This is a genomic window from Micromonospora sp. CPCC 205554, assembly GCF_036902745.1.
In the GTDB taxonomy this organism is placed as follows: Bacteria; Actinomycetota; Actinomycetes; order Mycobacteriales; family Micromonosporaceae; genus Micromonospora; species Micromonospora tulbaghiae.
Window position 1 is genome coordinate 1 of the sequence record NZ_JBAKHP010000016.1, and the last position, 16,014, is coordinate 16,014.

Genomic DNA, 16,014 nt, shown 5'->3' on the forward strand with positions numbered 1-16,014 from the left:
AGCCGGAGATGCTGCCGGTGAACAGCGGCTGCGCCGACGACCACCCGTTCGGGTTCGTCGGGTCGTTCGACGTGCGATAGGAGAAGGCGGTCGGTCCCCACTGGTAGGCCAGGACCCAGATGTTGCGGGGCGCGAAGTAGAACAGGGTGGGCGCGACGGTGCCGGAGGACATCGCGTTCTGGCTGGCGGAGGCCATCTGCGACCAGTTCGAGAACAGGCCGAAGTTCATCGACCCCCACCTCGTGCCGGTGTCGTGCGTGGTGGCGTAGACCAGGTGTTGCCCGTTGTAGGGCACCACTGTGAAGTCCTTGAGCGACACCCAGCCCGAGCGCGGCTGCGCCAACGCGCCGGTCGACGACCACCGGTACGACGACGGCAGGCTGCACGTGTTGCCCGGCGGCGGCGTCGTGGGCGGTGCGGTGGTCGGCGGCGCCGTGGTGGGTGGCGCGGTGGTGGGTGCGCCGGTCGGGCCGCTGGTCGGCGTGGTGGTGCCGCCGGTGCAGGTCACCCCGTTGAGCGCGAAGCTGGTCGGCACCGGGTTGCTGCCGGTCCAGGAGCCGTTGAAGCCGAACGACGTGGTGCCGTTCGTCGGGATCGACCCGTTGTAGTCGACGTTGCGCGCGGTGACCGCAGCTCCGCTCTGGGTCAGGCTGGTGTTCCACGACTGGGTCACCGTCTGCCCGGCGCCGAACGACCACGTCAGCGTCCAGCTCGACACCGGGTCGCCGAGGTTCGTGACGGTGACGTTGGCGCCGAAGCCGCCCTGCCACTGCGACGAGATCGCGTAGTTGACCGAGCAGCCCGCGGCGGCGGCCCCGGCGGGCAGCGCCACGGCGACCGACGCCGACGCGAGCAGCGCGGCACCGGCCGACGCCAATATGGCATTGACTGGCCTGGATCTGGACATGGATTGACCTCCTGCGGGGGCGGCGGCTCTGGCATTGGCGGTGGCGATTGTGTTGTGAGCGTTAACAGCCGCGTCAGGGATGTTACGGGAGCGCTCCCACGCACTCAACAACCCATTTCCGCACCCACCGCACCATCCCCCTCACCCCGCCCGCCCGCATGCGCCGATCATGAAGTTGGCCGTACTCAATGCGGACAAATCCGCGGTCCAACTTCATGATCGGCGGGGCGGGGCGGGGCGGGGTGGGGTGGGGTGGGGCGGGCGGGTGGGAGGGAGGGCGGGGGGTCAGGCGGGGGTGCAGGGAGTGTTCTCGGTGGTGCAGGCCGCGGGGGCGTTGTGCGAGGGGTCGGGGTCGCGGACGTCGAAGCGGATGGTGGCGGACTCGCCGCCCGGCAACACGCTCCCGGTGAACGTGACCACTGCGCCGTCCTGTGTGGCCTCGGCTCCACTCACACTGCCCACTGTGGCGCCGTCATGCAGCGTCACGGTGACCGTCCAGGTCGGACGGGGTGCCGGGCCGGGGTTGCGCAGCACCACCTCGCCCCGGTAGCCGAAGACCCGGTCGGTGACCGTCTCGTAGGTGGCGGTCAGCGGCGCGGCCACCACCGTCGAGGGCGACGGGCTCGGCGTACGGCTGGGAGTGGGTGACGGCGTCGGCGAGGGCGACGCGCTGCGGCGGCTGGCACTGGGTGTCGGCCGCGCGGTCGTGGGCCGGGCCGACGGCGTGGCGCTGGACGGCATGACCAGCGACGTCGTGGGCGTCGGCGCGGCCGGCGCGGGCGGCTCGCCGGCGGTGGCCCACACCGTCGCCCCGGCGGCGGCGGCGATCAGCGTCACCGCGCCGGCCGCCAGCAGCACCCGGCGCCGCCCGGGCCGGCGCTGGTCGTCGCCGAGCAGCCGGACCACAGGCAGCTCGGCGGTCAGTCCGCCCTCGGCGCGGCGCAGGTCGACGTTCTGGAACGCCAGCCAGTCGAGGATCGCCGGCAGCCGTCCGGTCACGGCCTGCTCGTGCTGCTCGGCGCGGGCGTCGGCGTCCCAGTCGCCCTCTTCGAGGACCTCGCGGACGGACAGCCGGGTGCCGTGCGCGGTGGTGGTCAGGTCGCAGGCGAGCCGGGTGGCCCGGCCGGCCTCCCGGCACCGGACCACCAGCCGGTCCGGCGCGCGCAGCTCGACGGTCTCCACCTCCGTGTCGCCGTCGTAGCCGGGCAGCGCGGCGGTGGCCAGGATCCACCGGTCGGACCCGGGCGCGCTGTCGGCGAACCACTTGGCCAGCAGCGCGCGTTCCGTGAGCGCCCGCCAGATCCGGGCGGGCGGGTGGAACAGGTCGACCTCGGTGACGATCTCGATCACGCGGAGACTCTAGGGCCTGTGTCAAGGTCGGTGCGGGGCACTGTCGCCGCCGTCGCGCCAGCGGGCCCGCCAGGCGGCCTCGTTCTCCTCGGCGCTGGCCTTCTCCTCGTGCATCAGCCGGCGCAACGCGACCCGGGAGTCCGCGAAGATCACCAGCTCGGCCGCCACCAGGGCCACGCAGATAGCGGTGAGCAGGCCCAGCGCGCCGAGTGCCGGCAGGTGCCGGCCGACCGGCAGCGCCGCCGCGAGCAGGACCAGGGCGCCGACCCGGGTCCAGGACAGCGTCCGCAGCGCGCGCCACTGGAACGCCATGTTGGCGGCGAGGTAGACGAGCACGCCGCCGAAGAGCAGCGGCACCGCAGGCCCATGGCCGCGTTCCATCGTGCCGCCGACCGGGTCGGTGACGATGCGGACCAGTTCCTCGGCGCCGATCGCGAACAGGATCACCCCGGCGATCATCGGCAGGTAGAGGTAGGCGTACGCGTCGCGGGCCAGCGTCACCCGCGCGTGGCCCCGGGCGGCGTGCAGCGCGATCCGGGCGGCCGGGCCGATCATGTCGAAGTGCGCCCACCAGAGCGCCGCGGTGAACAGGATGCCGAAGATCGCCGCCGGGATCGCCGGCCAGGTCACGGCCTGGCCGAGCAGGTTGCCGCCGACGCCGACCGAGATGACCGACTCGCCGAGCGCGATGATGAGGATCAGGTCGTACCGTTCGGTCCAGTGCTCCGCCGAGGTGATCTTCCAGCCGTCGGTGCCGGCCAGCAGGCCGCTGCTGTACTGGATGGCCACCACCGCGATCCACAGCCCGTCGCGCAGCCACGGGCCGACCTCCGGGGGTACGCGCGGCGGCAGCAGCGCCGCCACCAGCAGCAGGGAAGCGGTGACCATCGCCTCGGGCAGGAACAGCCGCAGCTTGCGCCGGGCCGGTGGATCGTCGCTCGTGGCGTACCAGTACAGGGCGGTGTGCACGAGCCGGATCACCACGTAGCTGATCGTGACCAGGATCGGCCCGGCGCTGCCCTTGTCCAGGTCGCCGAACGTCTGCGGCAGCGCGAGCGCGAACGTGAACAGCGCGACCATGCCGACCACCATGAGGATCGGCACGAAGCCCTCGCCGAGGCGCAGCCGGGCGGCGACCGCGCTGTGCACCACCCAGCACCACCAGAGCACGGCGAGCACCAGCAGCGCGTGCAGCAGTTCCCCGGGGGTCACGTTCGCGGCGGTGGCGCGGGTGATGATGAAGAAGGACACCACGAAGACGAGGTCGAAGAAGATCTCGAACCGGTCGACCCGGGTGGCGGGAGCGACGCCGGTCGCCGGCCCGAGTCCCTTGCGCCACCGGTCGCCACCCACCGGGTGAGTGTGTCAGCCCAGTTCGGGCCGGGTGTCGCTTTCGCCGGCCATTCCACCGGTCCGACGCGGGGGCGGCCGGGAAGCGCTCAGCCGGCCGCCGGGGCGGCGTGGGCGAGCACGTCGCTCAGCACGTCGCGCAGCGACCGCCCGGGGTGCTCCAGCCACTCGTGCGCGGCGATCCGCAGGGACGCGAGGAACGTCGCGGCGACGATCCGGGCCCGCAGCGCCGCGCCGGGTCCGGTCAGCCGGCGGGCCAGCTCCGCGGCCATCTCCCGCTCCAGGGCCGCGTACGCGCCGACCTGGTGCGCGGCCAGGCTCGGGTGGCCGTGCAGCCGGCGGCGCCGGTTGAGCCAGGGCTCGGCCGGGTCGTCGTAGCCGTCCTCGGCCTGGGCCAGGGCGGCCCGGGTCAGCGCCGCCCACGGCGACAGCTCGGCCGGCTGTGCCGCCACCAGCGTGAGGAGCCGGCGCAGCCGTACCGTGTCGCCGTGGAAGAGGGCCTCCTCCTTGCCGCCGAAGTAGTTGGAGAACGTCCGCCGGGAGACGTTCGCGGCGTCGGCGATCGCCTCGACGGTGATCCGGTCGGGGCCGTGCTCGACGGCGAGGGACAGCGCCGCCTCGTGCAGGGCCAGGCGGGTGGCCGCCTTCTTCCGCTCCCGCAGCCCGGTGCACTCCTCCATGGGCCAAGCGTAGGTGACCCATTTCTCAATGGGCAAACTTGCCTGCCGGGCAAGGTTTAGTGTTGATTGCTTGAGGCAACGAAGCGGCCACCCCGTATCGACACACCTGGAGGACGCGCGCATGAGCGCACCCACCGCGACGGCTGAGGCCGCCCCCATGAGCAAGCGGAAGACGCTGGAGGCGCTCAGCGGTCTGCTGCTGGTGCTCTTCGTGGCCATGCTGAGCAGCACCGTGGTCTCGACGGCCCTGCCGAAGATCATCGGAGCGCTCAACGGCTCGCAGACGCAGTACACCTGGGTGGTCACCGCCACCCTGCTCACCGCCACCGCGACCACGCCGATCTGGGGCAAGCTGGCCGACCTGTTCAACAAGAAGCTGCTGATCCAGGTCGCCATCGTGGTGTTCCTGGTCGGGTCGGTCGCGGCCGGCTTCGCGCAGAGCGCCGGGCAGCTCATCGCCGCGCGCGCGTTCCAGGGCATCGGCGTCGGCGGTCTCCAGGCGCTGGTCCAGGTCGCCATCGCGGCCATGATCCCGCCGCGTGAGCGGGGCCGCTACAACGGCTACCTGGGCGGCGTGATGGCGCTGGCGACCGTCGGCGGCCCGCTGCTGGGCGGCCTCATCGTGGACACGTCCTGGCTCGGCTGGCGCTGGTGCTTCTTCGTCGGCGTGCCGGTCGCGGCCGTCGCGCTGTTCCTGCTGCAGATCACCCTGAACCTGCCCACCGTGCGCCGGGAGAACGTCAAGATCGACTACCTGGGCGCCACGCTCATCGCCGCCGGCGTCAGCGTGCTGCTGATCTGGATCTCGTTCGTCGACGACTCGTTCGCCTGGGTCTCCTGGCAGACCGGCGCCATGGTCGGCGGCTCGGTGCTGCTGCTCGCGCTCGCCGTCTGGGTGGAGGCACGGGCCGCCGAGCCGGTGGTGCCGCTGCACATCGTCCGCGAGCGCACCACCGCGCTGGCGATCCTGGGCAGCCTCGCGGTCGGCATGGCCATGTTCGGCGGCGCGGTCTTCCTCGGCCAGTACTTCCAGATCGGCCGCGGCTACAGCCCGACCGAGGCCGGCCTGCTCACCATCCCGATGATGGCCGGTGTGCTGATCTCCTCGATCGTGGCCGGCCGGATGATCACCGCCACCGGGAAGATCAAGCCCTACATCGTGTTCGGCTCCGTCGTGCTGGTCATCGGGTTCGCCATGCTCGGCACCATCGACCACGAGACGTCGCTGGTCTTCGTCGGCCTCGCCATGTTCATCGTCGGCGTCGGCGTCGGCATGACCATGCAGAACCTGGTGCTCGCCGTGCAGAACAGCGTCGCGCTCAAGGACATCGGCGCGGCCAGTGCCAGCGTCGCGTTCTTCCGCTCGCTCGGCGGCACCATCGGCGTGTCCGTGCTCGGCGCGGTGCTGGCCCGGCGGGTCACCGACCGGATCACAGGCGACCTCGCCGCGGCCGGCATCCCCACCTCCGGCGGAGGCGGCAGCACGCTCAACCTCGACGCGCTGCCCGAGCCGGTCCGGCAGATCGTGCGGGCCGCGTACGGGGACGCAACGGGGCACATCTTCCTGATCTCGGCCGCCATCGCGGTGGTGGGTATCGTTGCGGCGCTGCTGCTGCGCCCGGTCACCCTGCGTTCCAGCCTCGACCTGCCGGACACCGGCCGTTCGGTGGCGGTGGGGGCGGACGCCGTCGACGGCGCGCCCGCCTTCGACGAGGTGAGCGTGGACTCGGCCGGCCGGGAGGAACGCGCCCGCCGCTGAGCCCGTACCCCCAGGGCCGTCGCCGACCCCGGCGGCGGCCCTGATCCGTGCGGGACGAAACCGAAGGAGGAGCCGTGGACGTCACGCGGACCGCGCCCGCCCACCTCGCCGCATGGCAGCGGGCCGCGCGCGAGCTGGCGCTCGTCGCCGTGCTCTTCCTGGCCTACAAGGCGGGCCGGCAGGTGGTCGCCGGGCACGCCGACGTGGCCCTGGCCAACGGCGAGTGGGTCTGGCGGCTGGAGCGGCTGCTGCGCCTGCCCGACGAGACGGTCGTGCAGGGGCCGCTGCTGTCGCACGAGCTGCTGGTGCGGCTGGCCAACTCCTACTACGCCTACTGCACTTCCCGGCCACCGTGCTCTGCCTGGTCTGGCTCTGGCTGCGCCGCCCGGCCCACTACGTGCGGCTGCGGCGGGCCCTGGCGGCGCTGACCGCGGTGGCGCTGGTGCTGCACGTGTGCGTCCCGCTCGCGCCGCCGCGGCTGACCGCGCTCACCGGGCTGGTCGACACCGGCACCCGGTTCGGCCCGAGCGTCTACGGGCCGCCCGGCACCGACCAGCTCAGCAACCAGTACGCGGCCATGCCGTCGCTGCACGTGGGCTGGGCGCTGGCGATCGCGCTGGCGCTGACGGCGGTCACACCCGGGCGGCTGCGCCGGCTCTGGCTGCTCCATCCACTGGTGACCGCGCTCGTGGTGGTGGTCACCGGAAACCACTACTGGCTCGACGGCGTCGTCGCGGTGGCGCTTCTCGTGGCGATCCTGGCCGTGCTGCCGCGGCCCGCGCCGGAGCTGCCCGTGCCGGTGTCGCCGGCCGGACCGGTGCGCCCGCACGTGGTGCCGGCGCCGCGCCGGGCCGGCCGACGCCGGAACCCGAAGGTCCCGGCGGCGGCCGACGTGCGACTGCGGCCACCCGGCCGGGGCTGACCGCCGCTCAGCGCAGCGTGCAGACCGTGCCGTTGAGGCGGAACGCCCCCGGCGGCACGTTCGGCCCGCTGTACGCGCCGACGAAGCCCACTGTCGTGCTCCCGCCGTCGGCAGCGAGCCGCCGGTTGTCGGCGGTGGGCGTCACCCGGACGTCGCGGCCCTGCTGGTCCCAGGTGGCGCTCCACCCGCTGCTCACCTGCTGCCAGGCGGTCGGCCAGGTCCAGGTGAGCGTCCAGCCGTCGACGGCCTTCGCGCCCGTGTTGACCACCTCGACGTTCGCAACGTACCCGTTGCCCCAGTCGTTGTCGGCGTCGAACCGCACCGCGCAGGAGCTCTCGGCCGGACTGCCGGTGGCGAACGTCAGCGGCAGGGACGACCACGAGACCCGCCCGGCGGTGTCCCGCGCCAGCACGTTGACCGTGTAGCGGGCGCCCGGTTCGAGGTTGCCCACTGTCAGCGACGTGCCGGCGGTCTCGCCGAGCTGCTCGCTCACCGCGCCGTACTGGCGGTGCACCTCGTACTTGGCGATCGGGGCCGCGCCCGGCGTGGCCGCCGGCCAGGAGATGGTCGCCGCGCGGTCGGTCACCGCGCTCGCCGCCGGCCGGCCGGGGGCGCCGGGCCGCCCGGCGGAGCTGCCGGCCGGTCGCAGCACGAGCGTGGTGAGCGAGTACGGCGGCAGCGTCCGCGCGGTCGCGTCGCCCGAGCGGGCGGTGCTGATCCCGGTCGCGCCGTTGGCGAACGTGTGCACGGTCGGCGCCTCGTCGGCCGGGGTGAACCCGGCGTAGTCGAGCGCCACCGGGTAGGCGGTGTCCGGGTCCTTGTTGAGCAGCAGGACCGCGACGCTGCCGTCCGGCCGGCGGACCGCGTGCGCGGCGACCAGCGGCTGGTCGGTACCGGCGCGGACGAGCTGGTCACCGGGCCGGGCGAACAGGCTCATCATGGACAGCGCGTGGTACGGCGCGAACGGGGTGTTGAACGCCGGCTGGCACACCTCGCCGTCACTCGTGCAGTTGCCGCTGGACAGCAGCCCGAAGTCGCCGTAGTCGGTCTGCCCGGCCACCTCGGAGACGGTGCCGATGCCGTTGTGCACGTTCCACCACTGCACCGTGAACACGCCCTGCTCCAGCAGGCCGCTGTAGGCGTCGGCGAGGAACAGCGCGCCGGGCGCGGTGGTGCGGCCGGCGTCCACGTTCAGCTCGGTGAAGCTGATCCCGATCCGGTCCGCGCCGGGACCGGCGTACCGGGCGATCTGCTGGCGCAGCAGCCAGGCCGCGTCCGGCAGGTGGCTGGTGCGGGCCAGCGAGTCGGCGGCGCCGCCGCCCGGGTACCAGTGCACGTCCACGAAGTCGATCTTCGGGCCGGCGAGGGAGAGCACGGTCTGGTTCCACGGCCCCGGGTCGGACCCGGCGGTGATGCCGTCCGGCCAGTTGCCGGGCATGGTGAGCACGGCGCCGACCTTGATGCTCGGGTCGACCGCCTTCATCGCGTCGGCGTACTCGATCACCAGCCGCGCGTACTGGCTCGCGCTCTTGTCCGGGTGGTCGTCGGCCTCCCAGGCGGAGCCGTAGTGGCCGTTGCCGTAGTTCTCGTTGCCGACGGTCCACCACTTCGCGCCGTAGCCCTTGGTGACGTTGGCGTAGCGGACCCAGGCCGCCGCCTCGGCGGGCGTGCCGGTGCCGTAGTTCGCGATGATCATCGGCTCGGCTCCGACGCGGCGGGCGCCGGCCATGAAGGTGTCGAAGTCGGTGTTCGGCGCGACGTAGCCGCCGGGCGCGGTGTGCGTCTCCCAGTGGTAGATGTCGGCGTACGAGCCTCCGGGGTAGCGCAGCATCTTCACGCCCGCGGCCTTGAGCAGGTCGGACGTCTCGGCGCTGCCGAGTTGCGCGTCCCAGATGGCGTGGTTGACGCCCAGCGCGGTGGCCGGGACGGTGGCCAGCCCGGCTCTGGTGTTCACGGTGACGGTGACCGGGTCGGTGGGGTCGGCGGCGGCGACCGGCCCGCCGGCGGTGCCGAGCGCGGTGGCGAGCAGCAGCAGGCCGGCCGCGAACGCGGTGGTTCTTCTCATCCGGGGATGTCCTTCGGGGGAGTGGGACGACGGGGGCGATGCCCGGGTCTGCGTCGTCCTCCCGGCGCCGGGCGGCGGCGGGATGCCCACGAACGACGATCGGCTCCGCGCGGTGAGCCATCGATCAGGATCATACGCCCGGCGGTGGGCGTGCAGGGCTTAATTTATAGACAGGAGTCTTTACTGTTAAGAATGTTTAATTTATGTTCGTGGCACCTTCCGTTTCCCCCGAAGGAGTTGCCCCCATGCGCCGAAGAATCACCCTCCCGCTGCTCACCGCCGGTGCCGTCACCGGCACGCTGGCGCTCGCCGCGCCCGCGCAGGCCCACGGCTACGTCTCCTCGCCGCCCAGCCGCCAGGCGCTCTGCGCGCAGAACCGGGTGCCCGACTGCGGCCAGATCAAGTACGAGCCGCAGAGCGTCGAGGGCCCCAAGGGCCTGCGGAGCTGCCACGCCGGCATCGCCCAGTTCGCGGTCCTCAACGACGACAGCCGCAACTGGCCCGCCACCTCGGTCGGCAGCAGCGCCACGTTCACCTGGGTCAACACCGCCCGGCACGCCACCGCAAACTGGGAGTACTGGATCGGCGGCACCCGGGTCGCCGTGGTCGACGGCGGCGGCCGCCAGCCCGGCGCGACCGTGTCGCACACCGTCAACCTCGGCGGCTTCTCCGGCCGGCAGAAGCTGCTCGCCATCTGGAACATCTCCGACACCGCCAACGCGTTCTACTCCTGCGTCGACCTCCAGATCGGCGGCGGAGGCGGCAACCCGACCCCGTCACCCACGCCGACGGCGGCCCCCACCACCCCCGCGCCCTCGCCCACGCCCACCCGGACCAGCACCCCGGCGCCGGGCGGCACCTGGACCGCCGGGCGGGCGTACCAGGTCGGTGACACGGTCACCTACGACGGCCGCAGCTACCGCTGCCGCCAGGCGCACACCGCGATCGCCGGCTGGGAGCCGCCGAACGTACCGGCGCTGTGGCAGCAGATCTGAGCCGGCGTACCCGCGCGGCGGAGCCGGCCGGTCCCCGGCTCCGCCGCGCGTCCGCCGCCGCCCGGCCGGTCGCGGCGCTGCTCGGGGTGGTGCTGACCCTGACCGGGTGCGGCGGGCCGCCCGCCGCCGACCCGTCCCGGCCGGTCCCGTCCGCCACGGCCTCGGTCCCCGCCGGGGCGGACGCCACGACCAGCGGGATCGACGCGCTGTTCCTGGCCATGATGGTGGCGCACACCGAGCAGACGCTGCAGATCGTCGCGCTCGGCCTCGACCGCGCCACCGACCCGCGGATCCGCACACTGATCGCCGCCGTCCGCGCCACCGAGACCGACGAACTGGCCACCATGCGGCGATGGCTGGGCGAGGCCGGCCCGTCAGCCGCCGCCGCGGCCGCCCGGCACGACCACTCCGGCCACAGCGACGCCGCCGCCGGACTGGCGCGGCTGCGCGCCGCCGCGCCCGCCGACGCCGACCGGGTGCTGCTCGACGTGCTCAGCCGGCACCAGCGCACCGCCGCCGACCTGGCCCGCGCCCAGGTCGCCGCCGGGACGAGCGAGCGGGTACGCGACCTCGCCCGCCGCATCGACCGCTCGCGTACGGCCGAGATCGACCTGATGGCCGGGCTCGGCTGAGCGGCGGGCTCGCGAGGTGGCGGTGTGGGGCATGACCTTCGTCACGGTCACGCCCGCCGGCCACGCCCCGACAAGGCCGGCGAATCGGCGCGCACCAGCCCTTTCCGTGAGCCGCCGGACCGCTCCCGAGCCGGTGGCGGGGCTCTCTGCCGCGCCGGTGCGGTTCGCCCGTCGGCAAAACCGGCCGCGTCTCGTCCCAGGTCATGGCTACGCTGTCGCCCGGACGCCGCCCCGCCGCGCGTTCCGCCCGCGCTCCGCAGACGGCGCGCGGCGCCGCCACCGCCTCCCAGTGCCGGACCGGATCCAGGAGACCGTCAGTGACCCAGCAACCCGTAGCGACGTCGACGAAACTCGACGCCGCCGTACTCAAGGTGGCCGGCGTCGTCGTGCTCGGTGCGATCATGTCGATCCTCGACGTGACAGTCGTCAGCGTGGCGCTGCCGACGTTCCAGAGCGAGTTCGACGCCACGTACGCCCGCGTCGCGTGGACCATGACCGGCTACACGCTCGCGCTCGCCACGGTGATCCCGCTCAGCGGCTGGGCCGCCGACCGGTTCGGCACGAAACGCCTCTACATGGTGGCGCTGGCGCTGTTCACCATCGGCTCCGGGCTGTGCGCCACGGCCGACTCGATCGGCGAGCTGATCGCCTGGCGGGTGATCCAGGGCCTCGGCGGCGGCATGCTCATGCCGCTCGGCATGACGATCATGACGCGGGCCGCCGGCCCGCACCGCATCGGCCGCCTGATGGCCGTGCTCGGCATCCCGATGCTGCTCGGCCCGATCACCGGCCCGATCCTCGGCGGCTGGCTGATCGACGTCGCGAGCTGGCACTGGATCTTCCTGATCAACCTGCCGATCGGGCTGGTCGCCCTGATCTACGCCCAGCTCGCACTGCCCAAGGACAACGCCGAGCCGTCCGAGTCGTTCGACTTCCTCGGCATGCTCATGCTGTCGCCGGGTCTCGCGCTGTTCCTCTACGGCATCTCCACGCTGCCCGAGACCGGCACCGTCGCCGACACCAAGGTCTGGCTGCCGATGCTCGTCGGCGGCGCGCTCGTGATCGCCTTCGTGCTCTACTCGTTCCGGCCCCGGCACCCGCTGCTCGACCTGCGGCTGCTCCGCAACCGCAACCTGACCATCGCCACTGTCACCATGTTCGTGTTCATCATCGCGTTCATGGGCGCGGGCCTGCTGTTCCCGAGCTACTTCCTCCAGGTGCGCGGCGAGTCGACGCTGACCGCGGGCCTGCTGATCGCGCCGCAGGGCATCGGCGCGATGCTGACCATGCCGATCGCCGGCATGCTCGCCGACCGCGTGCCGGTCGGCCGGACGGTGCCGTTCGCGCTCGTGCTCATCGCGGCCGGGTTCCTCACCTTCACCCAGCTCGGCACCGACACGTCGTACTGGCTGCTCTGCGGCTCGCTGTTCGTGATGGGCCTCGGCATGGGCGGCACGATGATGCCGATCATGACCTCGGCGCTGAAGACGCTCAGCGCGGCGGAGGTGGCGCGCGGTTCCACGCTCGTCAACATCCTCCAGCAGATCGGCGGTTCGGTGGGCGCCGCGGTCATGTCGGTCATCCTCACCAGCGAGCTGAACGGCTCGCGGCCGATCCCCGGCGTGACCGATCCGGCCACCGGCGCCCCGCTGACCGAGGCCCAGCTCGCCATCGCCTCGCAGCAGCAGCCCGAGCTGACCCAGCAGTTCCCGGTGCCGCCGTCACTGATCGAGCGCGGGCTCGACTTCGCGGCGAACTCCTTCTCCACCACGTTCTGGGTCGCCTTCGGTCTGGTGCTGCTGACCTTCATCCCCGCGGCGTTCCTGCCCCGCCGCCGGGAGCCCTCGCACCTGCTCGACGGCGACACGGGCGACGACAAGCGTCCGGTGCCGGTCCCGATCCACTGACCGCCGCCGTGACCCGGGGCCGGACGCACATGCGTCCGGCCCCGGCTTCTTGATCCGCCACCCCGGCGCCGGCCTGCGCCTAGGATCGGAGACGGAACCGGAGGAAGGCGGCCAGCGTGAGCGCACACGACGCGCAGCGGTCGGCGCGACGGCGTAACCGGCTGCTGCTGGCGGGTCTGCTCGCCGTCGTCGGGCTGATCCTGCTGCTGCTCGGCCTCACCGTCGCCACCGGCACCGTCGCCGGCGTCGAGGTGGTGCTCGCGCTGCTGCTGCTCGTCACCAGCTACGCGATCCAGCGGGTGGCCCGCCGCGAGACCGTCTACCGGGACGAGCGGCGCTGACCGGCCCGGCGGTCCGGCCGGGCTAGGCTGCCAGTGTGGATCACGAAGACCGGATCGCGCTGTTCCTCGACTACGAGAACCTGGCCCTGGGCGTACGGGACCATCACGGTGGCCGGCCGTTCGACTTCCGGCCGATCGCCGACGCGCTCGCCGAACGGGGGCGCGTGGTGGTGCGCCGCGCGTACGCCGACTGGTCGTACTTCGACGAGGACCGGCGGATGCTCACCCGCTCGCACGTCGAGCTGATCGAGATACCGCAGCGGATGGGCGCCTCGCGCAAGAACGCGGCCGACATCAAGATGGCTGTGGACGCGGTCGAGCTGGCGTTCGAGCGCGGCTACATCTCCACGTTCGTGATCTGCACCGGGGACAGCGACTTCACCCCGCTGGTGCACAAGCTGCGCGAACTCAACAAGCGGGTGATCGGCGTCGGGGTGGAGAAGTCCACCTCCGCGCTGCTGCCGCCGGCCTGCGACGAGTTCCTCTACTACGACCGCCTCGAAGGCGTCGACGTACCACCACCGGCCGCCCGCCGGCCGCGCCCGGCCCGGCCCTCGCCGGTGGAGCCGGCGCCCGAGCCGGCGGTGGAGACCGCGGCCGAGGAGGAGTCGGCGCGGGACGTCGACACGCTCGCCGTGCAGCTCGTGCAGACAGTCGCCGGCATGCAGGGCAGCTCCGGCGGCGACGTGACCGCCTCCGCGCTCAAGCGCGCGCTGCTCCGCAAGGACCCGACGTTCAGCGAGTCCGACTACGGTTTCCGTACCTTCGGGGAACTGCTGCGTCACCTCGCGGCGCACAACGTGGTGGAGCTGGCCGCCGGGCCCGCCAAGGGCGACCCGGAGGTGTCGCTTCCCGAGCAGGGCGACCGGGAGGTCGCGTTCGGGCTGCTCCGCTCCGTGGTGGTGGACCTCGCGGCGGACGGCGGCGCGGTGGCGCTGTCCGGCCTGAAGGACCAGCTCCGACGGGCCTGGCCCGACTTCAGCGAGAAGAAGCTCGGCTACCGCAGCTTCCTCCAGTTCTGCAAGGCCGCCGCGACCGGCGGCGCGGTGGAGCTGCGCTGGAGCCCCGAAGACGGCGACTACCTCCTCACCCCCCACACCCCCTGACCCTCACCCGCCCCGACCCTCGCGATCTTGCACTTGCGGACCGCCCAAACGGGGGTGAATCCGGGCATTGCGGGGGCGGCAAGCGCAAGATCGACGGCGTGGTGCCCAGGGCCTCGGAGAGCATCCCGAGGGGGTCAGGAGAGAGCCGCGCCTACCTGGACTCTCGTGCTGGCACTGACGGCCAGGCCGAGCCGTAGGCCCACCAGGTCCAAGACGTCCAGCAGGGGCGGCTCGGATGAGGTGGTGGGGCTCGCCTCGCCGGTGGGGCCGGGCTCTCCGGTCGGAGCCGGGCCGCCCGTCGGGCTCGCGGTCGGCGCCGGCGTCACCTCGTCGGCAGGAGGGCTGGACGGTTCGGCGGGTGCCGGTGGACGGTCACCGCCTGTCGGCGACGGCCCGGCGACAGGCGGTGCGGTGGTGAGGACTCGCCCGCCCGACCACGTCGCCGGATTCGGGGGACGCTCCGGCCGCGGCGCGGACCGGGTCGGCGAGGGGGCCGGGGGAGACGACGGCCCGACCGGAATCGCCACGGGCGGCGTCGAAGGAACGGACGGCGCGGCCGTCGTGGCGGGAACTGCTGCGGGGCGTCCCGCCGGATCGGTCTGCCCGGCGGTGGCCGTCCAGGTGCCGGCGGAGGTGACGCCCAGCAGCACGGCCACCGCGGCGACGCCCGCCGCGGCCAGCCGCTGGGGGAGCGCCCGCTCGGCCGGGGCGTCCCACGGACCGAGCGGCCGGGGTGGCCGGGGCCGGGCAGCCCGGTGGGCGGACCGCAGCGCCTCGACGTCCTCGACGACCGCCTGCCGCGTACCGGTGGCGTCGGCGTGGGCCAGGGTGAGGTAGAACCGGGCGTTCGCCGCGCCGGGCGCCGGCACGCGCAGGCCCGCCGCTGTGCCGGCGTCGGCGTCGTGCAGCAGCGTGACCGGACGGTCCGGGTGATGGCCCAGGCCGCGGAGATCCCGCAGGGGCCAGTCCCGCCGGACGTCGTGCCCGGCGAAGGCCACCCGCCGGTCGGTCACCACTGCGGAGCCGCTCTCGACCACGCGTAGTCCCGCCGGTGGCGGTCCGTCGGCCGGGTCGAGGCGGCCGACGAGCGTGCGGCCCGGCAGCGGCAGCCCGGGCAGGTGCCGGGCCGTTGCCTCGACCAGGTCGACGGTGGGCAGGATGCGGTAGACGACCTCGCCGTCGTCCAGCGGCACCGGAAGCGCGGTGCCGGGCAGCGCGCAGCCGCGGAAGCCCGCTGCCTCCATCGACAGCCGGTCCAGGTGTTCGGCGCGGCGCCGCCAGATCCGCGCCGCGGTCTCGTACGCCTGGCGCCGGCGCTCGTTCTCGCGCCGCGCCCAGGCCAGCCGCCGCTGCGGATGAGCGCCGATCGCATCGGGTCGCCTCGCCGTCACACCTGGTACAACGGCTTGCGCCGGAGGCGGATACGTGAGCGCGGCTATCGTCCGTTTTGGCGGTGGTATGCCCGCGATTAGACTGCGGGGATGCCGCGGATCGTCCAGTTGCTGGCCTCGCCCGTGCACCGGTACGTGGGCCGCCCGGCGGACGGACCCGCCCCCGCGCCGACGGGCGAGCTGGTCGACCGGGTGGAGCTACGGGCCGGACTGGGCATCGTCGGTGACCGCTACTTCGGCCGTCCCGCGCACCGGCAGGCGAGCGTCACGCTGATCGCGCGGGAGTCGCTGCCGCCCGGCGCGGACCTCACCCAGCTGCGGCGCAACGTGCTGACCGACGGCATCCCGGTGGACGAGCTGGTCGGCCGCGTGCTCACGCTCGACTCCGGCGACGGCCCGGTCCGGCTGCGGGTGCACCGGGCCGCGCCGCCCTGCGCCTGGCTCGACGTGGTGGTCGCACCCGGCACCTGGAAGGCGATGCGCCGCCGCGGCGGCGTCCGGTGCGCCCCGCTCACCGACGGCGTCCTGCGGGTCGGGCCGGTCACCGTGTCGGTGGATGATTGACCCGGTTCGGGAACTTTCCCCTCCCGGGGGCCGACCAACCGGGGG

General features: G+C 73.4%; 15 protein-coding genes. 9 read left to right on the plus strand and 6 right to left on the minus strand.

Annotated elements, in window-relative coordinates; all coding sequences use genetic code 11:
- The 4 genes from V6U82_RS19620 to V6U82_RS19635 all read right to left on the minus strand — a co-directional run.
- Nucleotides 1-907 (minus strand): non-reducing end alpha-L-arabinofuranosidase family hydrolase (locus V6U82_RS19620; protein ID WP_334463233.1); only part of this gene is annotated, 907 nt, incomplete at its 3' end.
- A gap of 285 nt (nt 908-1,192) precedes the next feature.
- Nucleotides 1,193-2,257 carry an SRPBCC domain-containing protein gene (locus tag V6U82_RS19625; RefSeq protein WP_334463235.1) on the minus strand — a complete coding sequence of 355 codons (1,065 nt, stop codon included), beginning with the start codon at nt 2,255-2,257 and terminating at the stop codon, nt 1,193-1,195.
- A 21-nt stretch (nt 2,258-2,278) separates the two neighbouring features.
- Nucleotides 2,279-3,610, minus strand: a complete 1,332-nt coding sequence (locus tag V6U82_RS19630; protein ID WP_334463237.1) for a low temperature requirement protein A — start codon at nt 3,608-3,610, stop codon at nt 2,279-2,281.
- Between the two features lie 86 nt (nt 3,611-3,696).
- The gene (locus V6U82_RS19635) at nt 3,697-4,287 is read right to left on the minus strand and encodes a TetR/AcrR family transcriptional regulator (protein ID WP_334463239.1); all 591 of its coding nucleotides are present in this window, start codon (nt 4,285-4,287) and stop codon (nt 3,697-3,699) included.
- A gap of 121 nt (nt 4,288-4,408) precedes the next feature.
- Here V6U82_RS19635 and V6U82_RS19640 point away from each other — a divergent pair, with 121 nt between their 5' ends.
- The 3 genes from V6U82_RS19640 (at nt 4,409) to V6U82_RS19650 (ending at nt 6,968) form a co-directional block, all read left to right on the plus strand.
- Complete coding sequence (locus V6U82_RS19640) at nt 4,409-6,046, plus strand: MDR family MFS transporter (RefSeq protein WP_128139024.1); 1,638 nt, start codon at nt 4,409-4,411, stop codon at nt 6,044-6,046.
- Between the two features lie 74 nt (nt 6,047-6,120).
- On the plus strand, nt 6,121-6,474 hold the full coding sequence (locus V6U82_RS19645; protein WP_334463241.1) for a hypothetical protein: 354 nt from the start codon (nt 6,121-6,123) through the stop codon (nt 6,472-6,474).
- Nucleotides 6,399-6,968, plus strand: a complete 570-nt coding sequence (locus V6U82_RS19650) for a phosphatase PAP2 family protein (RefSeq protein WP_334463242.1) — start codon at nt 6,399-6,401, stop codon at nt 6,966-6,968. Before V6U82_RS19645 ends, V6U82_RS19650 begins: the two co-directional genes overlap by 76 nt.
- Before the next feature lie 7 nt (nt 6,969-6,975).
- Here V6U82_RS19650 and V6U82_RS19655 read toward each other — a convergent pair whose 3' ends face one another.
- Nucleotides 6,976-9,033, minus strand: a complete 2,058-nt coding sequence (locus tag V6U82_RS19655) for a cellulose binding domain-containing protein (RefSeq protein ID WP_334463244.1) — start codon at nt 9,031-9,033, stop codon at nt 6,976-6,978.
- 245 nt (nt 9,034-9,278) lie between these two features.
- Here V6U82_RS19655 and V6U82_RS19660 point away from each other — a divergent pair, with 245 nt between their 5' ends.
- The 5 genes from V6U82_RS19660 (at nt 9,279) to V6U82_RS19680 (ending at nt 14,014) form a co-directional block, all read left to right on the plus strand.
- Nucleotides 9,279-10,028, plus strand: a complete 750-nt coding sequence (locus V6U82_RS19660; RefSeq protein WP_334463246.1) for a lytic polysaccharide monooxygenase — start codon at nt 9,279-9,281, stop codon at nt 10,026-10,028.
- Nucleotides 10,013-10,660 (plus strand): DUF305 domain-containing protein, encoded by a 648-nt coding sequence (locus tag V6U82_RS19665; protein WP_334463248.1) that lies wholly within the window; start codon nt 10,013-10,015, stop codon nt 10,658-10,660. The genes V6U82_RS19660 and V6U82_RS19665 overlap by 16 nt, the downstream gene beginning before the upstream one ends.
- A 317-nt stretch (nt 10,661-10,977) precedes the next feature.
- Nucleotides 10,978-12,567 (plus strand): DHA2 family efflux MFS transporter permease subunit, encoded by a 1,590-nt coding sequence (locus V6U82_RS19670; protein WP_334463251.1) that lies wholly within the window; start codon nt 10,978-10,980, stop codon nt 12,565-12,567.
- Between the two features lie 116 nt (nt 12,568-12,683).
- Entirely contained in the window at nt 12,684-12,908 is a 225-nt protein-coding gene (locus V6U82_RS19675) for a hypothetical protein (RefSeq protein WP_128138658.1), read from the plus strand.
- A gap of 35 nt (nt 12,909-12,943) precedes the next feature.
- The gene (locus V6U82_RS19680; protein ID WP_334463253.1) at nt 12,944-14,014 is read left to right on the plus strand and encodes a PIN domain-containing protein; all 1,071 of its coding nucleotides are present in this window, start codon (nt 12,944-12,946) and stop codon (nt 14,012-14,014) included.
- 134 nt (nt 14,015-14,148) lie between these two features.
- Here the strand turns inward: V6U82_RS19680 and V6U82_RS19685 are convergent, their stop codons facing one another.
- Nucleotides 14,149-15,405, minus strand: coding sequence for a hypothetical protein (locus V6U82_RS19685; RefSeq protein ID WP_334463255.1), 1,257 nt, complete (start codon nt 15,403-15,405; stop codon nt 14,149-14,151).
- Between the two features lie 90 nt (nt 15,406-15,495).
- Between V6U82_RS19685 and V6U82_RS19690 the strand changes: the two genes are divergently transcribed.
- On the plus strand, nt 15,496-15,969 hold the full coding sequence (locus V6U82_RS19690) for a molybdenum cofactor biosysynthesis protein (RefSeq protein WP_128139336.1): 474 nt from the start codon (nt 15,496-15,498) through the stop codon (nt 15,967-15,969).
- Nucleotides 15,970-16,014: the final 45 nt, after the last annotated feature.

Excerpts from the sequence above, each read along its gene's own strand:
- V6U82_RS19635 (WP_334463239.1), bottom strand. The coding sequence starts at position 4,287 with ATGGAGGAGTGCACCGGGCTGCGGGAGCGGAAGAAGGCGGCCACCCGC.
- V6U82_RS19640 (WP_128139024.1), top strand. The coding sequence starts at position 4,409 with ATGAGCGCACCCACCGCGACGGCTGAGGCCGCCCCCATGAGCAAGCGG.
- V6U82_RS19655 (WP_334463244.1), bottom strand. The coding sequence starts at position 9,033 with ATGAGAAGAACCACCGCGTTCGCGGCCGGCCTGCTGCTGCTCGCCACC.
- V6U82_RS19660 (WP_334463246.1), top strand. The coding sequence starts at position 9,279 with ATGCGCCGAAGAATCACCCTCCCGCTGCTCACCGCCGGTGCCGTCACC.
- V6U82_RS19690 (WP_128139336.1), top strand. The coding sequence starts at position 15,496 with ATGCCGCGGATCGTCCAGTTGCTGGCCTCGCCCGTGCACCGGTACGTG.